Origin of the sequence: Rhodococcus sp. CH91, from assembly GCF_022554085.1 — a bacterium.
Classification (GTDB): Bacteria; Actinomycetota; Actinomycetes; order Mycobacteriales; family Mycobacteriaceae; genus Rhodococcus.
On record NZ_JAKFYR010000005.1, the window covers coordinates 193,378 to 209,764 of the forward strand.

17 protein-coding genes are annotated in these 16,387 nt (G+C 67.0%); 10 read left to right on the forward strand and 7 right to left on the reverse strand.

Translation table 11 applies throughout. The annotated features are described in order from the left end of the window. Positions 1-13 precede the first annotated feature (13 nt). Together MOM01_RS12075 and MOM01_RS12080 are read right to left on the reverse strand one after the other, a co-directional pair. The gene (locus MOM01_RS12075) at positions 14-844 is read right to left on the reverse strand and encodes an oxygenase MpaB family protein (RefSeq protein ID WP_241385667.1); all 831 of its coding nucleotides are present in this window, start codon (positions 842-844) and stop codon (positions 14-16) included. 46 nt (positions 845-890) lie between these two features. After that, complete coding sequence (locus MOM01_RS12080; RefSeq protein WP_241385668.1) at positions 891-1,487, reverse strand: TetR/AcrR family transcriptional regulator; 597 nt, start codon at positions 1,485-1,487, stop codon at positions 891-893. An 88-nt stretch (positions 1,488-1,575) separates the two neighbouring features. Here MOM01_RS12080 and MOM01_RS12085 point away from each other — a divergent pair, with 88 nt between their 5' ends. The 9 genes from MOM01_RS12085 to MOM01_RS12125 all read left to right on the forward strand — a co-directional run bounded on the left by MOM01_RS12085 (position 1,576) and on the right by MOM01_RS12125 (position 10,404). Then, positions 1,576-2,802 (forward strand): cytochrome P450, encoded by a 1,227-nt coding sequence (locus MOM01_RS12085; RefSeq protein ID WP_241385669.1) that lies wholly within the window; start codon positions 1,576-1,578, stop codon positions 2,800-2,802. Positions 2,803-2,876: 74 nt separating this feature from the next. After that, positions 2,877-3,437 (forward strand): TetR/AcrR family transcriptional regulator, encoded by a 561-nt coding sequence (locus MOM01_RS12090; RefSeq protein WP_241385835.1) that lies wholly within the window; start codon positions 2,877-2,879, stop codon positions 3,435-3,437. Between the two features lie 3 nt (positions 3,438-3,440). After that, positions 3,441-4,652 carry a cytochrome P450 gene (locus tag MOM01_RS12095; RefSeq protein ID WP_241385670.1) on the forward strand — a complete coding sequence of 404 codons (1,212 nt, stop codon included), beginning with the start codon at positions 3,441-3,443 and terminating at the stop codon, positions 4,650-4,652. Then, positions 4,645-5,430 (forward strand): SDR family oxidoreductase, encoded by a 786-nt coding sequence (locus MOM01_RS12100; RefSeq protein ID WP_241385671.1) that lies wholly within the window; start codon positions 4,645-4,647, stop codon positions 5,428-5,430. Before MOM01_RS12095 ends, MOM01_RS12100 begins: the two co-directional genes overlap by 8 nt. Beyond that, positions 5,427-6,785: a cytochrome P450 gene (locus MOM01_RS12105; RefSeq protein WP_241385672.1), complete on the forward strand. Its 1,359-nt coding sequence runs from the start codon at positions 5,427-5,429 to the stop codon at positions 6,783-6,785. Before MOM01_RS12100 ends, MOM01_RS12105 begins: the two co-directional genes overlap by 4 nt. A 10-nt stretch (positions 6,786-6,795) precedes the next feature. Then, complete coding sequence (locus MOM01_RS12110) at positions 6,796-6,990, forward strand: ferredoxin (RefSeq protein ID WP_241385673.1); 195 nt, start codon at positions 6,796-6,798, stop codon at positions 6,988-6,990. Positions 6,991-7,005: 15 nt separating this feature from the next. Next, entirely contained in the window at positions 7,006-7,557 is a 552-nt protein-coding gene (locus tag MOM01_RS12115; RefSeq protein WP_241385674.1) for a nuclear transport factor 2 family protein, read from the forward strand. Continuing rightward, on the forward strand, positions 7,551-8,810 hold the full coding sequence (locus tag MOM01_RS12120) for a hypothetical protein (RefSeq protein WP_374112296.1): 1,260 nt from the start codon (positions 7,551-7,553) through the stop codon (positions 8,808-8,810). Before MOM01_RS12115 ends, MOM01_RS12120 begins: the two co-directional genes overlap by 7 nt. 22 nt (positions 8,811-8,832) lie before the next feature. Beyond that, positions 8,833-10,404: a GMC oxidoreductase gene (locus MOM01_RS12125; RefSeq protein WP_241385676.1), complete on the forward strand. Its 1,572-nt coding sequence runs from the start codon at positions 8,833-8,835 to the stop codon at positions 10,402-10,404. A gap of 49 nt (positions 10,405-10,453) precedes the next feature. Here the strand turns inward: MOM01_RS12125 and MOM01_RS12130 are convergent, their stop codons facing one another. Then, positions 10,454-11,917 (reverse strand): FAD-dependent oxidoreductase, encoded by a 1,464-nt coding sequence (locus MOM01_RS12130; protein WP_241385677.1) that lies wholly within the window; start codon positions 11,915-11,917, stop codon positions 10,454-10,456. 22 nt (positions 11,918-11,939) lie between these two features. Continuing rightward, positions 11,940-12,785, reverse strand: a complete 846-nt coding sequence (locus MOM01_RS12135) for an LLM class F420-dependent oxidoreductase (RefSeq protein ID WP_241385678.1) — start codon at positions 12,783-12,785, stop codon at positions 11,940-11,942. A 162-nt stretch (positions 12,786-12,947) separates the two neighbouring features. Here MOM01_RS12135 and MOM01_RS12140 point away from each other — a divergent pair, with 162 nt between their 5' ends. Next, entirely contained in the window at positions 12,948-13,631 is a 684-nt protein-coding gene (locus MOM01_RS12140; RefSeq protein WP_241385679.1) for a TetR family transcriptional regulator, read from the forward strand. A gap of 27 nt (positions 13,632-13,658) precedes the next feature. On the opposite strand, the gene MOM01_RS12145 is transcribed toward MOM01_RS12140, so the two are convergent. The 3 genes from MOM01_RS12145 to MOM01_RS12155 all read right to left on the reverse strand — a co-directional run bounded on the left by MOM01_RS12145 (position 13,659) and on the right by MOM01_RS12155 (position 16,358). Then, a complete protein-coding gene (locus MOM01_RS12145) occupies positions 13,659-14,483 on the reverse strand; it encodes a hypothetical protein (protein WP_241385680.1) in 825 nt (274 codons plus the stop codon). Between the two features lie 160 nt (positions 14,484-14,643). After that, positions 14,644-14,751 carry a methionine/alanine import family NSS transporter small subunit gene (locus MOM01_RS12150; protein ID WP_241385681.1) on the reverse strand — a complete coding sequence of 36 codons (108 nt, stop codon included), beginning with the start codon at positions 14,749-14,751 and terminating at the stop codon, positions 14,644-14,646. Then, on the reverse strand, positions 14,748-16,358 hold the full coding sequence (locus MOM01_RS12155) for a sodium-dependent transporter (protein WP_241385682.1): 1,611 nt from the start codon (positions 16,356-16,358) through the stop codon (positions 14,748-14,750). The genes MOM01_RS12150 and MOM01_RS12155 overlap by 4 nt, the downstream gene beginning before the upstream one ends. Positions 16,359-16,387: the final 29 nt, after the last annotated feature.

Consider the following 16,387-nt stretch of genomic DNA (forward strand, 5'->3'; position numbering starts at 1 on the left):
GACGCCCCGAGGACTAGAAGACACGCAGTCCGAGGCGCCGCCGCATCCGCATCTCCACGAGATAGGTCTTCCACAGCAGCGGCCACACGCCGGGAGTCAGCCGGTGGATCCGGCGGACCGTCACGAGATAACGATCGAAGCGACGCTGGTCGTCGGCGGTCCACTCGTAGTGCATCACGTCGCGGAATTCGGGTGGGAGTGCACCGCGGGTGACGAGTTCGAAGGGCGCGCCGAGCACGCGGTGGATCGCGCGGCCGAACACGCCGAGCCGGACCTCGAGAAAACTCAGATTGCAGAGTTCGGTGAGATAGTCGCGTACGCGTTCGTTCATGGAGATCTCCGCGACGCCCGCCTTCCAGAGTTCGTCGTACTCCTCGCGGGTCGTCGGCCACGATTCCGGGCGCACGTCGAGCGTGGTGCCCAGTCTCGCGCCGTCGCGCAGGATACGGCGGTACTCGTCCTCGGTGAGGGGGCCGTAGAGGAATTCGTGCTGGTCGATGAAGTACTTGAGCAGGCACACCGCGACCCAGCGCTGCAGTGCCGGCGAGTTGGCGCTGTAGCGCACCTGCTCTCCGGGGGCCGACACGACGCGGGCGTGGATCTGCCGGACGGATTCGCGCACGAAGTCGCGATCGTCGTCGGTACCGAAGACGGCCACGGCGAGATAGGTGCCGGTGGTGCGAGCACGCTTGACCGGGTGCAGATCGGCGCGCCCGGAATCGACCGTGCTGTCGACCACCCCTTGCCCGACGCCGGGGACGGCGAGCTGCATGATCACGTTCGCGGCGTTGATCGTTCCGCCGAGCGGCGAGACGAGATCGCCGAGAGTGTCGATCGTCCGCATGACCCCTCCATCTGATGACGGACGTACTCAGTTGATGGATCTCACTCTAGCGTGTCTTCGAGGGATCGAGGGCCACGCCGGCCAGAACGCCGCGCACGACGGTCTCGTAGATGTGGTCGAGGTCGAGTTCGTCGCCCAGGAATCCGTTGCCGGCGAGGACTGCGAAACCGTGAAGAGCGGCGAACATGCCGATCGCGGCCTCCAGCGTCTGCTCCTCGGGCACGCCGCAGGAGGCGAGCATCGTCCGCAGGGCGACGTTGGCGTCGAGTGCGGCCGCGAGAAGCCCGTCGCGGTCCACCGGTGCGGTGGTCAGTGCGCCGTAGCGGCGGGGGTGTTCGATCGCCCAGGCGTGGTGGGCGTCGATCAGGGCGCGTAGCCCGTCGACGCCGCTGCGGCCCATGGCGACCTCGCGCAGGCGTGATCCGAGATCGGACATCGCACGGATCTGCACGGCGGCCCGCACGTCGTCCAGATTGCGGACGTGGTTGTACAGGGACGCCGTGACGATTCCCAGTCGCGACGACAGGGTGCTCATCGTGAGCCGGTCCCATCCGAGCTCGTCCACGATCCCGACCGCGGCCGAGACGACCTTGTCGCGGGTCAGGGTGCGCCGCTTCACGGGCCGGGAATTGTCGCCTGCCATGAAATCAGTCTAAGGGTCTTCCATTCGAAACGAAGAGCAGTAGTTTGTAAACGAAGTCTATTCGTAAATTCGCGACGAGGGCGGCTCCATGACCACTTCCCGCACCGATCTCAAGGATCCCGATCTCTACACCACCGGGGTTCCGCACGACTACTTCTCCGAACTCCGGCGCACGTGTCCGGTCCACCGGCAACCCGAAGCCGCGGGCGCGGGCTTCTGGGCGGTCACCCGCCACGCCGACGTCATCGCGGTCTCGCGAGACAGCGCCACCTTCTCGTCGGCGCTCGGCACCACCCAGATCGACGATTTCGACGAGGAAACCCGGCTCAAACAGGCGTCGATGCTGCTCAATCTCGACCCGCCCGACCACACCCGGTTGCGGCAGCTCGTCAGTCGCGGGTTCACGCCCCGCATGGTGAAGACGCTCGAGGAGCGCATCAGGCGGACCTGCGAGCGCACCGTGGGGGACGCGATCGAGGCGGCGCGCGACGGTGCGGTGATCGATTTCGTCCCGGTGGTCTCGGCACCGCTGCCACTCGAGGTGATCGCGGCACTGCTCGGTGCTCCGGCCGAGGACGTGGGGAAGCTGTACGACTGGTCGAACCGCATGATCGGCTGGGACGACCCCGAATACGGCACCACCCAGCAGGACGGTGAGCTCGCGGCCGCCGAGATCTTCCTGTACGCCAACGAGATCGCCGCGCAGCGTCGTGCCGAACCACGCGACGACATCGTCTCGAGACTCGTGTGTCCCGACGAGAACGGCGACACGCTCACCGAGATGGAATTCGACATGTTCTTCATCCTGCTCGTGATCGCCGGCAACGAGACGACGCGTAACGCCATCTCGGGTGGCATGCAGGCCTTCGTCGATCATCCCGAGCAGTGGCGTCGGCTGCAGGACGATCCCGGTCTCGTCGACAGTGCGGTGGAGGAGATCCTGCGCTGGGTCAGCCCCGTGCTCGGTTTCCGTCGCACGCCGACGTGCCCGGTGTCGATCGGCGACCAGCAGGTCGAGCGCGGCGACAAGGTGATCGTCTACTACCCGAGCGCGAACCGCGACGAGGAGGTCTTCGACGACCCGCAGGTATTCGACATCGGGCGGGAACACAATCCGCATGTGGCCTTCGGGGGGACGGGCGTGCACTTCTGTCTCGGTGCACATCTGGCGCGCCTCGAGTTGCGCATCATGTTCGAGACGCTCGCCGCTCGCATCGACCGGGTCGAACTCGCGGGCGAGCCGCGGCGGCTGCGATCGAACTTCATCAACGGCATCAAGTCCATGCCGGTCCGTATCCACCCGCGACAGACGTGAATTCACCCCGCGGTCGTGGTGGGCATTGCCGGTCCCGATCAACCGTAGTAATGTCCAGACACGTGTCCAGAAACGTGAATCTCGAATCGACCCGTCGCCGCCTGACCGAGAGGCAGGCCGACACGGTCGCGAGGCTCACGCAGGCCGCGGTCGACGTCCTCCGCGAGGAGGGATTCGCGGGCCTGACGGTCCGGATGGTCGCCGCTCGTGCCGGGGTCGCCCCCGCCACGGCGTACACCTACTTCTCGTCCAAGGAACACCTGGTCGCAGAAGTGTTCTGGAGACGGCTCGCCAACGCTCCCGCGACCGACGCCGAACCGGAGAACCGCGCCGATCGGGTGGTCGCGGTCCTGCGCGGGATCGCCCTGCTGATGGCGGACGAGCCCGAACTCGCGGCAGCCGTCACGAGCGCGCTGCTCGGTCACGATCCGGATGTCGAACATCTGCGCGCCCGTATCGGACTCGACATCCGCAACCGGATCTCGGTGGCACTCGGCGCCGATTCCGATCCGGACGTACTCGAAGCACTCGAACTGCTCTACGCCGGAGCGCTGGTCCGGGCCGGCATGGGCTACGGCACCTACGAGAAACTCGCCGACAGGCTGGAGACATCAGCCCGACTTCTATTGGAGTGATCCATGATCCAGGCCTCTCTCGGCCCTCCGACGTTCGATCCGTACGACTACTCCTTCCACGACGACCCGTATCCCACCTATCGCCGCCTCCGTGAGGAGGCGCCGGCCTATTTCAATCCCGACCTCGAATTCTGGGCGTTGTCCCGCCACGCCGATGTCGTCGCCGCCTTCCGCGACAACACCCGGCTCTCGAGCGCCAACGGCGTCTCTCTCGATCCCTCCGCCTACGGCCCCAACGCGCACAAGGTGATGTCCTTCCTTGCGATGGACGACCCGCGTCACATGCGGATGCGCCGGCTCGTCTCCACGGGGTTCACCCCGCGTCGCGTCGCCGACCTCGAGGGACGCATCCTCGAACTGACCCTGCGCCATCTCGAACCTGCTGTGGACGCCGGACGATTCGACTGGATCGCAGACTTCGCGGGAAAGCTCCCCATGGACGTCATCTCCGAACTCATGGGCGTGCCCGAATCCGATCGCGACGAGATCCGCCGGCTCGCCGACCTCGTCGTCCACCGCGAGGAGGGTGTCCTCGACGTACCGGTCGCCGCTATGGAGGCATCGCTGAACCTGGTCGGCTACTACGCCGACATGCTCGCCGAACGCAGGCGGAAGGAGACCTCCGATCTCACCTCGGCGCTGATGGTCGCGGAGACCGAAGGCGACCGGCTCACCGACGACGAGATCATCGGCTTCATGTTCCTCATGGTGGTCGCGGGAAACGAGACCACCACGAAACTCCTCGGGAATGCTCTGTACTGGGGTGCGCACTACAAGTCCGAGGCCCGGCAGGTGCTCCACGATCCTGCCCGCGCCCCGGAATGGGTCGAGGAGACCCTCCGCTTCGACACGTCGAGCCAGATCGTCGCCCGCACCGCCGTCGAGGACATCGACCTGCACGACACCACCATCCGTTCCGGCGACAAGGTCCTGCTGCTCATCGGATCCGCCAACCGCGACTCCGACGTCTTCGATGCCGCCGACGAGTTCCGGATCGGGCGCGACAGTTCCCAGAAGATCGCCAGTTTCGGTGGGGGAGTGCACTTCTGTCTCGGTGCTCATCTCGCCCGTCTCGAAGCCAATATCGCACTCGAACAGTTCGCACGACGCGTCGCGGACTACGAGATCGACGAAGACCGTTGCGAACGTGTCCACTCCACCAACGTCCGAGGCTTCGCAGCCCTGCCCGTAGAGGTCACCGAACGACATGCCTAGATTCGAACCCCACCCCGAGCGGCGTCCCGCGCTCGTCGCCGGAGCGTCCTCCGGCATCGGAACGGCCACCGCCTACGCTCTCGCGGAACTCGGCCATCCGGTCGCGCTCGGTGCGCGGCGGGTGGAGGAATGCGAGGCCGTCGCCGACAAGATCCGCGCCGAAGGCGGGGAGGCGTACGCGCACTTCCTCGACGTCGCGTCCACCGACTCGGTCGACGAATTCGTCTCCGCCGCCGAGGCTGCGCTCGGACCCACCGAGATCGTCGTCTCCGGTGCAGGCGACATGGACTTCGCACTGCCGCACGAGATGGATCCCGAGCGTTTCGCGTTCCAGGTGAACGTGCACCTGGTCGGTACGCAACGACTCGCCCATCGCGTGCTTCCGGGCATGATCGAACGGAGGCGCGGCGACTTCGTCGTCATCGGTTCGGACTGTGCCGACGTCCCCCGGCCCAGGATGGGCGCGTACGTCGCCGCGAAGACCGGACTCGAGGCACTCGTGCGCGAGATGCGCATGGAACTCGAAGGCACCGGGGTGCGCGCGTCGGTCGTCCGTCCCGGACCGACCCAGACCGCCGCCGGAATGAGCGCGCCGGCAGAGGTTCTCGAACCCCTGCTGGGTGACTGGGAACGCTGGGGATTCGCTCGTCACCCTTATTTCCTCCGCGCGTCGGACATCGCGTCGGCCGCGGTCGCGGTGGTGTCGGCACCCCGCGGGTCCCACCTCGTGCTGATCGAGGTCCAACCCGAAGCACCCCTCCGGAAGGGCAACGGATGACAACTCTCGTCGATCCCCAGCAGGTATCCGGTGGCGAGCACGAACACGGCCACCTCGAAGAATTGCGCACCGATCCCATCTCGCTCATGCGCCGGGTCCGCGAGGAATGCGGTGACGTCGGCGTCTTCCGGCTCGCCGACAAGAAGGTCGTATTGCTCTCCGGTGCGGGAGCCAACGAATTCTTCTTCCGCGCCGACGACGAAGAACTCGACCAGCAGGCGGCCTATCCGTTCATGAAGCCGGTCTTCGGCGAGGGTGTCGTCTTCGATGCCAGTCCCGAGCGGCGCAAGGAGATGCTCCACAACACGGCATTGCGCGGCGAGCAGATGAAGGGCCATGCCGCGACCATCGACCGCGAAGTGCAGGACATGGTCGCCGGATGGGGTGACGAAGGCGAGATCGATCTGCTCGAATTCTTCGCCGAGCTGACCATCTACACGTCGTCGGCATGCCTGATCGGCAAGAAGTTCCGCGACCAGCTCGACGGGCGTTTCGCGCATCTCTATCACGATCTCGAAAAAGGCACGGATGCACTGGCGTTCGTCGACCCGTACGCGCCGATCGAGAGCTTCCGCCGGCGCGACGAGGCGCGCCGCGGACTGGTCGCACTCGTGCAGGAGATCATGAACGGCCGCATCGCGAATCCGCCGAAGGGCAAGGACGATCGCGACATGCTCGATGTGCTCGTCTCGATCGTGGACGAGCACGGCAACGAACGTTTCGGTGCCGACGAGATCACCGGCATCTTCATCTCGATGATGTTCGCCGGCCACCACACCACCTCGGGGACCGCGGCGTGGGCCCTGATCGAACTGCTGCGCAATCCGGAGTACATGAGCCGGGTCACCGAGGAGCTCGACGCCCTCTACGCCGACGGCGAGAGCGTGAGCTTCCATGCGCTGCGGCAGATCCCGGTTCTCGAAGCGGTTCTCAAGGAAACCCTGAGGTTGCATCCACCGCTGATCCTGTTGCTGCGGGTCGCGCGTGGCGACTTCGAGGTCGGAGGATATCGCATTGCGCAGGGTGATCTCGTCGGTGCCACCCCGGCGATCTCGAACCGCATCCCGGAGGACTTCCCGGATCCGGACTCCTTCGATCCCGGACGCTACATCGACCCGAACCAGGAGGACATCGTCAACCGATGGACCTGGATCCCGTTCGGGGCGGGCCGGCATCGCTGTGTGGGAGCGGCGTTCGCGCTCATGCAACTCAAGGCCATATTCTCTGTCCTGCTGCGCGACTTCGAGTTCGAACCGGCGCAGCCGCTCGAGAGCTACCGGAACGACCATTCGAAGATGGTGGTCCAGCTCGCACAGCCGTGCACCGTGCGGTACCGGCGTCGCGCCCGGAAGTGAGGTTCGCGAGATGAGGATCGAAGCAGATCTCGATCTGTGTCAGGGACACGCCATGTGCTCGATGGAAGCTCCGGACGTGTTCGCCGTCGCCAAGCGGGGCGAGGTGGAAATCCTTCTCGACCCTGTGCCCGACGGGATGCGTCCCGCCGTGGAAGACGCGGTGAAGTACTGCCCCACACAAGCCCTTCGCATCGTCGAAGACTGAAGATCAGGAGACCGGATGGCCACGTTCGATCGCGCCGAGCTCGACGAGATGATCACCCGATGGGTCGACGCCAACAAGCGGGCCGAGGCCGAGGGCAACTGGAAACCGTTGGCCGAGATGTATACCGAGGACGCGACCTACGGCTGGAATTACGGGCCGAAGGACGAGTTCATGGCGGTCGGGCGTGAGGAGATCCGCGAACTCGCCCTCGGACAGGAGATGGCAGGCCTCGAAGGCTGGCAATACCCCTATCAGCAGTTCGTCGTGGACGACCGATCCGGGGACGTCATCGGGTTCTGGAAGCAGGTCGCCGATGCCACCCGGGAGAACGGCGACCATTATTCGGTGCAGGGTATCGGCGGAAGCTGGTTTCGCTACGGCGGCGACTTCCGGTGGTCCTGGCAGCGCGACTTCTTCGATTTCGGCAACGTCTCGCATCTGTTCCTCGAGATGATCACTGCGAACGCGCTCTCCGACGGTATGAACGCACGCATCGAACGATCGACCTCGAAGACCCGGCTGCCCGGTTGGTACCGGGTCGGTGAGTCACCGGTTCCGCTGTGGTGAGGGCCGTGGAGGCCGGTGAATCGTTTGCTGCGCTCTCCCGGTCCGATCTCGCTGCGCTCGTACCCGAACTGTTGCTGTGCGGCCAGCTCATCGACCGTTCGGGCATGGCGCACCTGATCTCCGCCTTCGGGCGGGAGGGAATGACGGAGGTCGCCATCGAGGAATGGCAGGCCTCGTCACCCTGGTACACCCGGCGGATGCAGCGCGCTCTGCGGTTCGAGGGCGACGACGTGGTCACCATCTTCAAGGGGATGCAACTCGATATCGGCGCACCTCCGCAGTTCATGGACTTCCGTTATCGCGTCCACGACCGCGATCACGGTGAGTTCCGGCTCGACCACTGCGGTGCCCTGATGGACGTCGAACCACTCGGCGACGCCTATGTCACCGCGATGTGCCACGAGATCGAGGACCCCACCTTCGACGCGACCGCGCTCGCGACGAACCCGCACGTGCAGGTGCGCCCGATCCATCGTCCTCCGCGCAGTCCCGCCGACCGGCATCCCCACTGCGCGTGGACGGTCACCATCGACCCCTCCCACGTGCCGCCGGCTGTCGCGCCGCACACCGAAGCGCTGGGCCGGACGGTGGCGGTCGCGGTGGAACTGAGTCCCGTCGACCGTGAGGGGGAGGGCCGGCACGATTACTCCGGCCCGCTGCTGTCCGATCTGCGGTTCGGCGAATTCTCGAAGTCCGCGCTCGTGCGCATCGCCGAAGAGGTGTGCCTGCAACACCACATGCTCGCACTCGGCTTCCTCATGGGAGTGCGCAAACGGACCGACGAGCAGTCGGCCCTCGAACTCGCCCGCAAGCAGCTCACGGGGATCGCGGGACTGACAGCGGAGCGCATCCGCCGCGTCCTCGACCTACCGGCGACCTTCGACGGCCTGGCCACGGTACTCGACGTCCATCCCCTGCTCGCGCCGCGCCAGTACGTCGAGCGGGTCCTGTGCGACGACGGCGGCGCGCTCGAGCTGCGCATCGGCCGACGCGGCGGCGCCGCTACCGACGGGGCGTGGCCGACGCTGATCGATGCCGATCACCTCGGTGCGCTCGACGCTCTCGTGCGCGGCGTCGACCCGCATTTCTCCACTCGGGTGGTCTCGGAGGACGAGGACGCCCTCGTCGTCGAGATCGTCCGCGACGAGCATCCCGCGAAGGAATGCGCCGAGGTGGCTGTCACCCGCTTCAGCTCGGGCTCGTCCTTCGAGTTCCGCGATCGGGGAATTCCCCTGCCGCTCACGGTCGTCTGACACCCGTCGAGGAGAACCGTCGGTGAATACCGCGCTGTCGCGTCGTACTTTCCTGCGTGGAGCCGTGGTCGGTGGCGTCGGCGCAGCCGCGTACTCGTGGTCACCGATCCCGCGAGCCCGCGCCGAGGTCATCGAGGAACGTCACCGCGCCGTCGTCGTCGGGAGCGGATTCGGCGGTGCGATCACCGCGATGCACCTGGGGCGGGCCGGGATCCGGACGCTCGTCCTCGAACGCGGTATCCGCTGGCCCACCGGTCCGAACGCGGAGACCTTCCCGCACATGCTGCAACCCGATCGGCGGATGTCGTGGCTGTCGCCGGCCCCGGTGATGCCCGGGACCCCGCCCGTGCCGACCGAGCCCTACACGGGCCTGATCGAAAGGGTGCCCGGCCGCGGCATGGACATCCTGTGCGGCGCCGGGGTCGGCGGTAGTTCGCTGGCCTATCACGGCATGACCCTGCAGCCGGATGCGGAGCGATTCGCGCAGTCCGTGTCGTCCGCGATCGACTACGACCTCCTCGCATCCGATCACTACCCGCGGGTGGCGCGGATGCTGCGTGTCGCGACCGTGCCCGACGACATCCTGAACCACGAGCGGTACCTGACGTCGCGGCGGTTCCTCGAACGGGCCGCGGCCGAAGGCCACGAGACCTTCCGTGTCCCGATGTGCATCGACTGGGAGTTCGCGCGCCGGGAACTGCGGGGCGAGGTGAAGCCGTCCTACACCACCGGTGACGTGATCTACGGGGCCAACAACGGTGGCAAGTTCTCCGTCGACGTCACCTATCTCGCCGAGGCCGAACGAACGGGTTTCGTCACGGTCGCTCCCTTGCACCGGGTCACCGACATCGAACGTGCGCCGAACGGCACATGGATCACACACGTCGACAGGATCGGCACGGACGGAACGGTTCTCGAACGCAAGCGGCTCGTCTCCGATGCCCTGTTCCTCGGTGCGGGTTCGGCCGGCACGACCCGTCTGCTCGTCAAGGCGCGGGCGAAGGGCCTCGTCCCGGATCTGCCGGACGGTGTCGGCACCGGCTGGGGGAACAACGGCGACAGGGTGTTCGCCGTGACGGGCCCGCTCGTGGGCGCCGGTGACCGCCAGGGCGGCCCGGCATGTGTCGGCATGCGGGACCACACCGACCCGGCCGGATCGCTCATGATCGTCAACGGTCCGGTGCCGTTCCCTGTCGATGTCGGGACGACGACGATGATCGGGCTCGGGGTCGTGAAGGGCGCGGGGGTATGGCATTACGACGCCGGACGCGACGACGCGGTGCTGCACTGGGATCAGGCCTACGACCGCGACCTCACCCGCGCGATCGAGACGCGGATCCGTCGGATCGCCGGGCCCGCGGCGGTCGTGATCGACATCAACGCGGTGGACGTCAACACCTTCCACCCGCTCGGTGGTGCCCCCTTCGGTTCGGTCTGCGACGAGGCCGGCCGGGTGCACGGCCAGCGCGGACTCTACGTCGTGGACGGAGCGAAGGTGCCCGGCTCGACCGGCGCGTGCAACCCGTCGATGACCATCGCCGCGCTCGCGGAGTACGGCGCGGACCGGATCGTGCGGCGAGACCTCCGAGAATGAACGACGCGGCGCCGGGGGAGTGTTCTCCGGCGCCGCGATCGAGTGTGTTTCAGTTCTTGGCGGCCGAGATCCCCGCGCGACGTCCGAAGAAGCTTCCGTCACCGAGAGAGGTGCCGCTGGCGTAGCCCCACGCGCACACTCCGGACGTGCACCGCCCGGCGGCGTACAGCCCCGGGATCGGCTCTCCGGAGACGTGCAGCACCTCCGAGTTCACCGACGTGCGCAGTCCTCCGAGCGTGAAACCCGCGGTGCAATTGCGCAGATCCAGTGCGGCGACCGGGGACCCGATGGGTGCGACCCATTCGCTCTTCTTGCCCAGCACCGGATCGTTCCCCTCCGCGGCGTGCCTGTTGTACACCTCGACCGTCGCCTGCAGCGTTCCGGCCGGCAACTCCATGTCGGATTCGAGTTCGGCGACGGTCTCTGCGACCCACTTCGGCCGGAATCGGAAGAAAGGCGTCGAACTCGTTGCTGCACAGCCCTCGTCGTAGGCGCTTTCGTCGATGATCAGATAGGCCTGGTTGTCGTTCTTCAGCAGCGTCAGCTGGCCGATGCGGCCCGGATAGGTGTCCTCGGGGACGTATCGCTGACCGCGCCCGTTGACGAGGATGCCGCGCGCCATCAGCTGGGGGTCGCCGAAGAAGGCCACTTCGGTGGCGTCCATGTGGGCGAGGTCGGCGCCGAGCGCCTGTGCCATGCGGATCGCGCGTCCGTCGTGCTCTTCGATCGCGGCTCCCGGACGGCCGCTGAGCTGCGGCGCGTACGACTCGACCATCTCCTTGTTGTAGGCGAAACTGCCGGTCGCCAGGACCACTCCACGCCGGGCGCGGATGTGCACATCCTTGCCGTACTGCTTGGCGGCGACACCGACGACACGGCCCCCGGCGTCGACGATCAACCGCTGCACACGCACGTCGTACTCGGCACGGACGCCGAGCTCCTCGGCGACCTGCGAGAGCGGCTGCATGAGCATGAACCCGCCACCCTTCTCGCCCGTTCGCTTGTCGGTCATCTGCGGGACATGCCCGCGCGGAGCGGGCTTGGCGATCACGTTGAACGGCGCCGAGTTCTCGCCTCCGGAGTACATGAGCCCGTCGTCACCGGGAATCTCCCAGCCGGGCTCACCCCAGAAGCTCTCCTTGAACACGACACCGTTGGCCACGAGCCAGTCGTAGTGCTCGACGCTGCCCTCGCAGTACTCGGTGATCTTGGCTTCGTCGGCACCCGGCCCGAGGGCGGCGAGCATGAACGTCTTCATGTTCTCGGGCGTGTCCTCGAAGCCCAGCGCCTTCTGCAGTCCGGTGCCGCCCCCGAGATAGACGATCCCGCCCGACAGCGAGGCGGCGCCACCCCAGCCGCCGGTCCGTTCGAGGACGAGCACCTCGGCGCCGGCGCGGGCTGCTTCGATGGAGGCGGACACTCCGGCGATGCCGTAGCCGGCGACGACGACGTCGGCCTCGTGGTCCCAGTCGGTGACCCGGTCGGCGGGGACGGGGTGCAGGTCGGTGCTCATGGTGTTCCGTTCCGGTAGGCGATCAGTGGTCGAGTTTCGAAGCGAGCCGGTCGATGTACGCCACGACGTCCTCGGCGGAGCGGTCGGGCAGGCCGAAGATCACCTCGGTGACCCCGGCGTCCTCCCAGCGCTTCAGTTGCTCGCCGTCGTACCGCCCTGCCAGCGCGAGGATCTCGGGGTTCCCGGAGCGCCCGGCGTCCGCCCACGCCTTGTGCAGGCGCGCGAGGTTGTCGACGACGTTGTTCTCGGTAGGCGTGGTGATCCAGCCGTCCGCGGAACGGACGATCCATTCGAAGTTCCGGTCGGTCGACCCCGCGCCGAGGAAGATCGGCGGGCGTGGCCGTTGCACGGGTTTGGGCCATGCCCAGCTCGATCCGAAGCTCACGAAGCGACCCTCGTAGGACGCCTCCTCCTCCGTCCACAGGGCCTGCATCGCTTCGAGGTATTCGCGCAGGGCGGTTCGCTTCTGCTTCGGCGGCACCCCGTGATCGGCGAGTTCTTCTGCGTTCCATCCGAATCCGACTCCGAAGCGCACGCGCCCGCCGGAGAGGTGATCGAGGCTCGCCACGGTCTTGGCGAGGGTGATGGGATCGTGCTCGAGGGGCAGCGCGACCGATGTGCCCAGCGTGATCGTCGATGTCACCGCGGCTGCGAGACCGAGTGCCACCCATGGGTCGAGGGTGCGCATGTAGCGGTCGTCGGGCAGCGACGCGTCGCCCGTTCCGGGATGGGCGGATCGGCGGTGGACGGGGATGTGGGTGTGCTCGGGGACGTAGAAGCTGTCGAAGCCGCGGCTTTCCGCGGTTGCGGCGGCGACGTCGGGCCGGATTCCCCGGTCGCTCGTGAACAGGGTGATTCCGTGGCGCACGATTGCCCCTCTCCTGAAGATGACGCAGAAAATGTAACGCGTTCTACATCCTGAGGGAAGAGATTTCCGGACACCTGTCCGGAAAAGCCCTCGGGACGGCTCCGGAAAGGCGCCGGGCCACGCTGAACTATCCTCGAACGGGTAGGAACGGAAGGTGGCGTGATGACGGAGCAGTCGACGACGGGGGCCGTGAACGAGGGGCAATCGTCGGCGCAGCCGTCGAGGGCGGGCCTCGCGTCCGCGCAGTCACCCGGTGCGGGCCTGCGGCCCGCGCAGCGGGCGCGGTACATGCGGATCATCGCTTCGGCCGAAGAACTCGCCGCGGAAGGCGGATACGACGCGGTGCAGATGCGGGCGGTCGCCGACCGCTCGGGTGTCGCCCTCGGCACGGTCTATCGCTACTTTCCGTCGAAGAACCATCTGCTCGTGGTGGCACTCGTGCTCGAGTTCGAGCGGGCCGCCGAAAGCATCGCCGCCGCGGAGATTCCCGGCGACAGTGCCGCAGAACGTCTCATGGGCGTACTCCGGGGAGTTCTGCCCCGGCTCTCCGAGAATCCGCTGCGGTACGACGCCCTCGTCCGGGCGGCGATGTTCGCCGACGCGTCCTCGGCGCCCGAACTCGATCGCCTCGGCGATGTCCTCACCCTGTTGTTCGCGCAGGCGGCGGGGATCGACATCGTCACCGAAGAGGTGCTCAACGCCGTACGGATCATCGCGGACGTCTGGATGTCCTCGCTCGTGGCTTGGGTTGCGGGAAGGTACGGCGTCGACGACGTGCTCGCCCACATGGACACCGCGGTCACGCTCGTGTTCGAGCGCTTGAACGCGCGGCAGCGGGCGGGCTGACACCCGCCCGCTGCCGCCGGACGTCGATCAGGGGGCCGGAACGTCCACGATGCCGATCGTGGGCAGGAAGAAGCACGAGGCCTCGCCGTTCTGTACCGTGCCGAAGACTGCCGACAGCACGGTTCCCGAGCCCGTCTCGACCGGCGCGACCCGCACGCCACCCATGGGCAGCGTGTCGGCGATGAAGCGCTCGATCGCCTGTTCGACGACGCCGCGGAGTTGAGGCGGGACGGAGGTCGGTATGGCTCCTGCGGCCGCCTGCTCCGGTGTCCCCATCGGCACGAACCCGCCCTGGAAGGTGTTGATGTTGAACCAGGCCAGCTGCATTCCGGACGCGTCCGCGTCGCTCTCGAGGCCGAGGGGGACGAAGGCGAAGAGGGTTTCGGCGGGGTCGACGACGTTCACGGTTCCCGGCAGGGGCGCGAGGTCGTAGTCGGGCCACGGGCCGGGTAGCGCGCCCGCCATCGCCGGAACGGTTCCCAGGGGGAGGTCGCCGTCGGCGGTGCAGAACGGGGCGCCGGTGGGGTAGAGGAACGGTTCGATGCCGAGGCGGCGCAGGAACTCCATCCCGTCCTCGTAGGCTCCGAGGGGTGTCGATTCGGCTGCGTCGACAGCGCTTCCGCGTGCGTTCGCGATGGCCTCGGCCGCGGCGAGTGCCACCGGATCGCCGCCGGGCAGCGCGCGGAGGGCGCCGAGGATCCCGGAGAGCGGGCTTTCGGCGGGTGCTGCGACCGGAGGATCCGCCGGCGCCGGATCCGCCGCGGCGACGGCGGGGAGCATCAGGCCGGCGGCGAGCGCGAGCGATGCGGCCGCCGTGAAGCGGTGGGGTCGGCGGCGGTGTCTGCGGCTCATGGGGCTCTCCTCGGGATCGTGGCACCGGACTGGTCTCTGTCTAACTCTAAACTAGAGGTTTAGAGTGTGACCGTCCCAGGAGACCACAAGGGCGGCGCCCCTGCCAGAGCGCCGCCCCGTGGTGTTACCGAACCGACATCCTCGCGGCCGGTCGTGACGGTCAGTCCGGATCGTCCGGATGTCTGCGCAGATGAAGGATGCTCAGTGCGAGACCACCCCACAGGGTGATCAGGGCGAGCAGCATCATGGCGACCGCTGCTGTGCTCACGGTGTACCTCCGGGGGACGAGGGGCCGGGTTCGTTCGGGGTGTTCTCTGCCGACACAGGGGCCTGGGCGGACGGGGAGAGCGGGCGGTTCTCGTCGAGTTCGTACTCGCGATCGATGCCCTTACGCCACGGAATGAACGCCAACAGTACGGCGAGGACGATCACGCCGGCCTGGACACTCCACCCGAAGGCCGTGACCAGGCTGTCGGGCAGACCACCGTAACCGTCGCGGACACGATCCCGGATCTCGCTGAACAGCATGTACCCGAGCACGAGCGGGGTGATCACCCCTGTGAACACCATCCAGCCCTTGCCGACCTTGAACGACGACACCGAATTGAGGTGGTCGCGGAGTTCGGGCAGACGGCGGTAGAGCCAGGCGACCACCACGAGCGACACGAAGGCGACGCCGACGATGCCGAACTGGTTCGCGAAGCGGTCCACCACATCGAGGGTGTTCAGGCCGGTCGTGGTGGGGAAGAGCAGCAACGACACGATCGCCGAGACGCCGCCGATGGCGAGGACCGCCGGTACCCGGCCGAGGCCGGTCTTGTCCTGGAAGGCCGAGACGGTGACCTGGATGATGCTGATCATCGACGTGAAACCGGCGAAGACGAGCGAGCCGAAGAACAGGACACCGAAGATCGGGCCGCCCGGCATCTCCGACACGATCGTCGGGAAGGCGATGAACGCGAGGCCGATCCCGCCCGCGACCACTTCGCCGACCTCGACACCCTGTGCCTGCGCCATGAAGCCCAGTGCGGAGAAGACACCGATTCCGGCGAGCACCTCGAAGCTCGAGTTGGAGAATCCGACGACCAGTCCCGAACCGGTGAGGTTCGTCTTGCGCTTGAGGTACGACGCGTAGGTCACCATGATGCCGAAGGCGACGGACAGCGAGAAGAAGATCTGTGCGTAGGCGGCGATCCACACTCCGGTGTCGGTCAGTGCCGACCAGTTCGGGCTGAAGAAGGCGTCCAGGCCGGTCGTCGCCCCGTCGAGGGTCAGTGCCCGGACGACGAGCGCGCCGAACAGCACGACCAGCAGCGGCACGAAGAAGCGGTTGGCATTGCCGATACCCCGCTGGACGCCCAGGGCGAGCACCGCGAGCGTCGCGATCCACACCAGGAGCAGCGTCCACGCCACTCCGGGGACGAAGTTCAGCCCGAAGGTCGCGTCGGGATCCTGGTCGAGGAACGAACTCATGAAGAAGCCCTCGGGGTCGTCACCCCACGCTTCGGTGAACGAGAAGAAGGTGTACCGAGCGGCCCACGCCACGATCACGGCGTAGTACACGCCGATGACGAAGCACACCAGCACCTGCCACCAGCCGATGAACTCCGCTCCGCGGCGCAGCCTACGGAAGGCCAGCGGCGGCGATCCACGGAACTTGTGCCCGATCGCGTAGTCGAGCAGCAGGAGCGGGATGCCCGCGGTCAGCAGCGCGACCAGATAGGGGATCAGGAATGCGCCACCCCCGTTCTCGTATGCGATGTACGGGAAACGCCAGATGTTGCCGAGTCCGACGGCCGAACCGATCGCGGCCATGATGAACACCGACCGGCCCGACCAGACCTCCCGCTTACGTGTGACCTCTTGCTGTGCCACGAACCACGTCCCTCCATTCGATCGGATGG

Coding starts and splice junctions, on each gene's coding strand:
- MOM01_RS12075 (WP_241385667.1), bottom strand. CDS start 844: ATGCGGACGATCGACACTCTCGGCGATCTCGTCTCGCCGCTCGGCGGA.
- MOM01_RS12080 (WP_241385668.1), bottom strand. CDS start 1,487: ATGGCAGGCGACAATTCCCGGCCCGTGAAGCGGCGCACCCTGACCCGC.
- MOM01_RS12085 (WP_241385669.1), top strand. CDS start 1,576: ATGACCACTTCCCGCACCGATCTCAAGGATCCCGATCTCTACACCACC.
- MOM01_RS12095 (WP_241385670.1), top strand. CDS start 3,441: ATGATCCAGGCCTCTCTCGGCCCTCCGACGTTCGATCCGTACGACTAC.
- MOM01_RS12100 (WP_241385671.1), top strand. CDS start 4,645: ATGCCTAGATTCGAACCCCACCCCGAGCGGCGTCCCGCGCTCGTCGCC.
- MOM01_RS12105 (WP_241385672.1), top strand. CDS start 5,427: ATGACAACTCTCGTCGATCCCCAGCAGGTATCCGGTGGCGAGCACGAA.
- MOM01_RS12110 (WP_241385673.1), top strand. CDS start 6,796: ATGAGGATCGAAGCAGATCTCGATCTGTGTCAGGGACACGCCATGTGC.
- MOM01_RS12115 (WP_241385674.1), top strand. CDS start 7,006: ATGGCCACGTTCGATCGCGCCGAGCTCGACGAGATGATCACCCGATGG.
- MOM01_RS12130 (WP_241385677.1), bottom strand. CDS start 11,917: ATGAGCACCGACCTGCACCCCGTCCCCGCCGACCGGGTCACCGACTGG.
- MOM01_RS12140 (WP_241385679.1), top strand. CDS start 12,948: ATGACGGAGCAGTCGACGACGGGGGCCGTGAACGAGGGGCAATCGTCG.
- MOM01_RS12145 (WP_241385680.1), bottom strand. CDS start 14,483: ATGAGCCGCAGACACCGCCGCCGACCCCACCGCTTCACGGCGGCCGCA.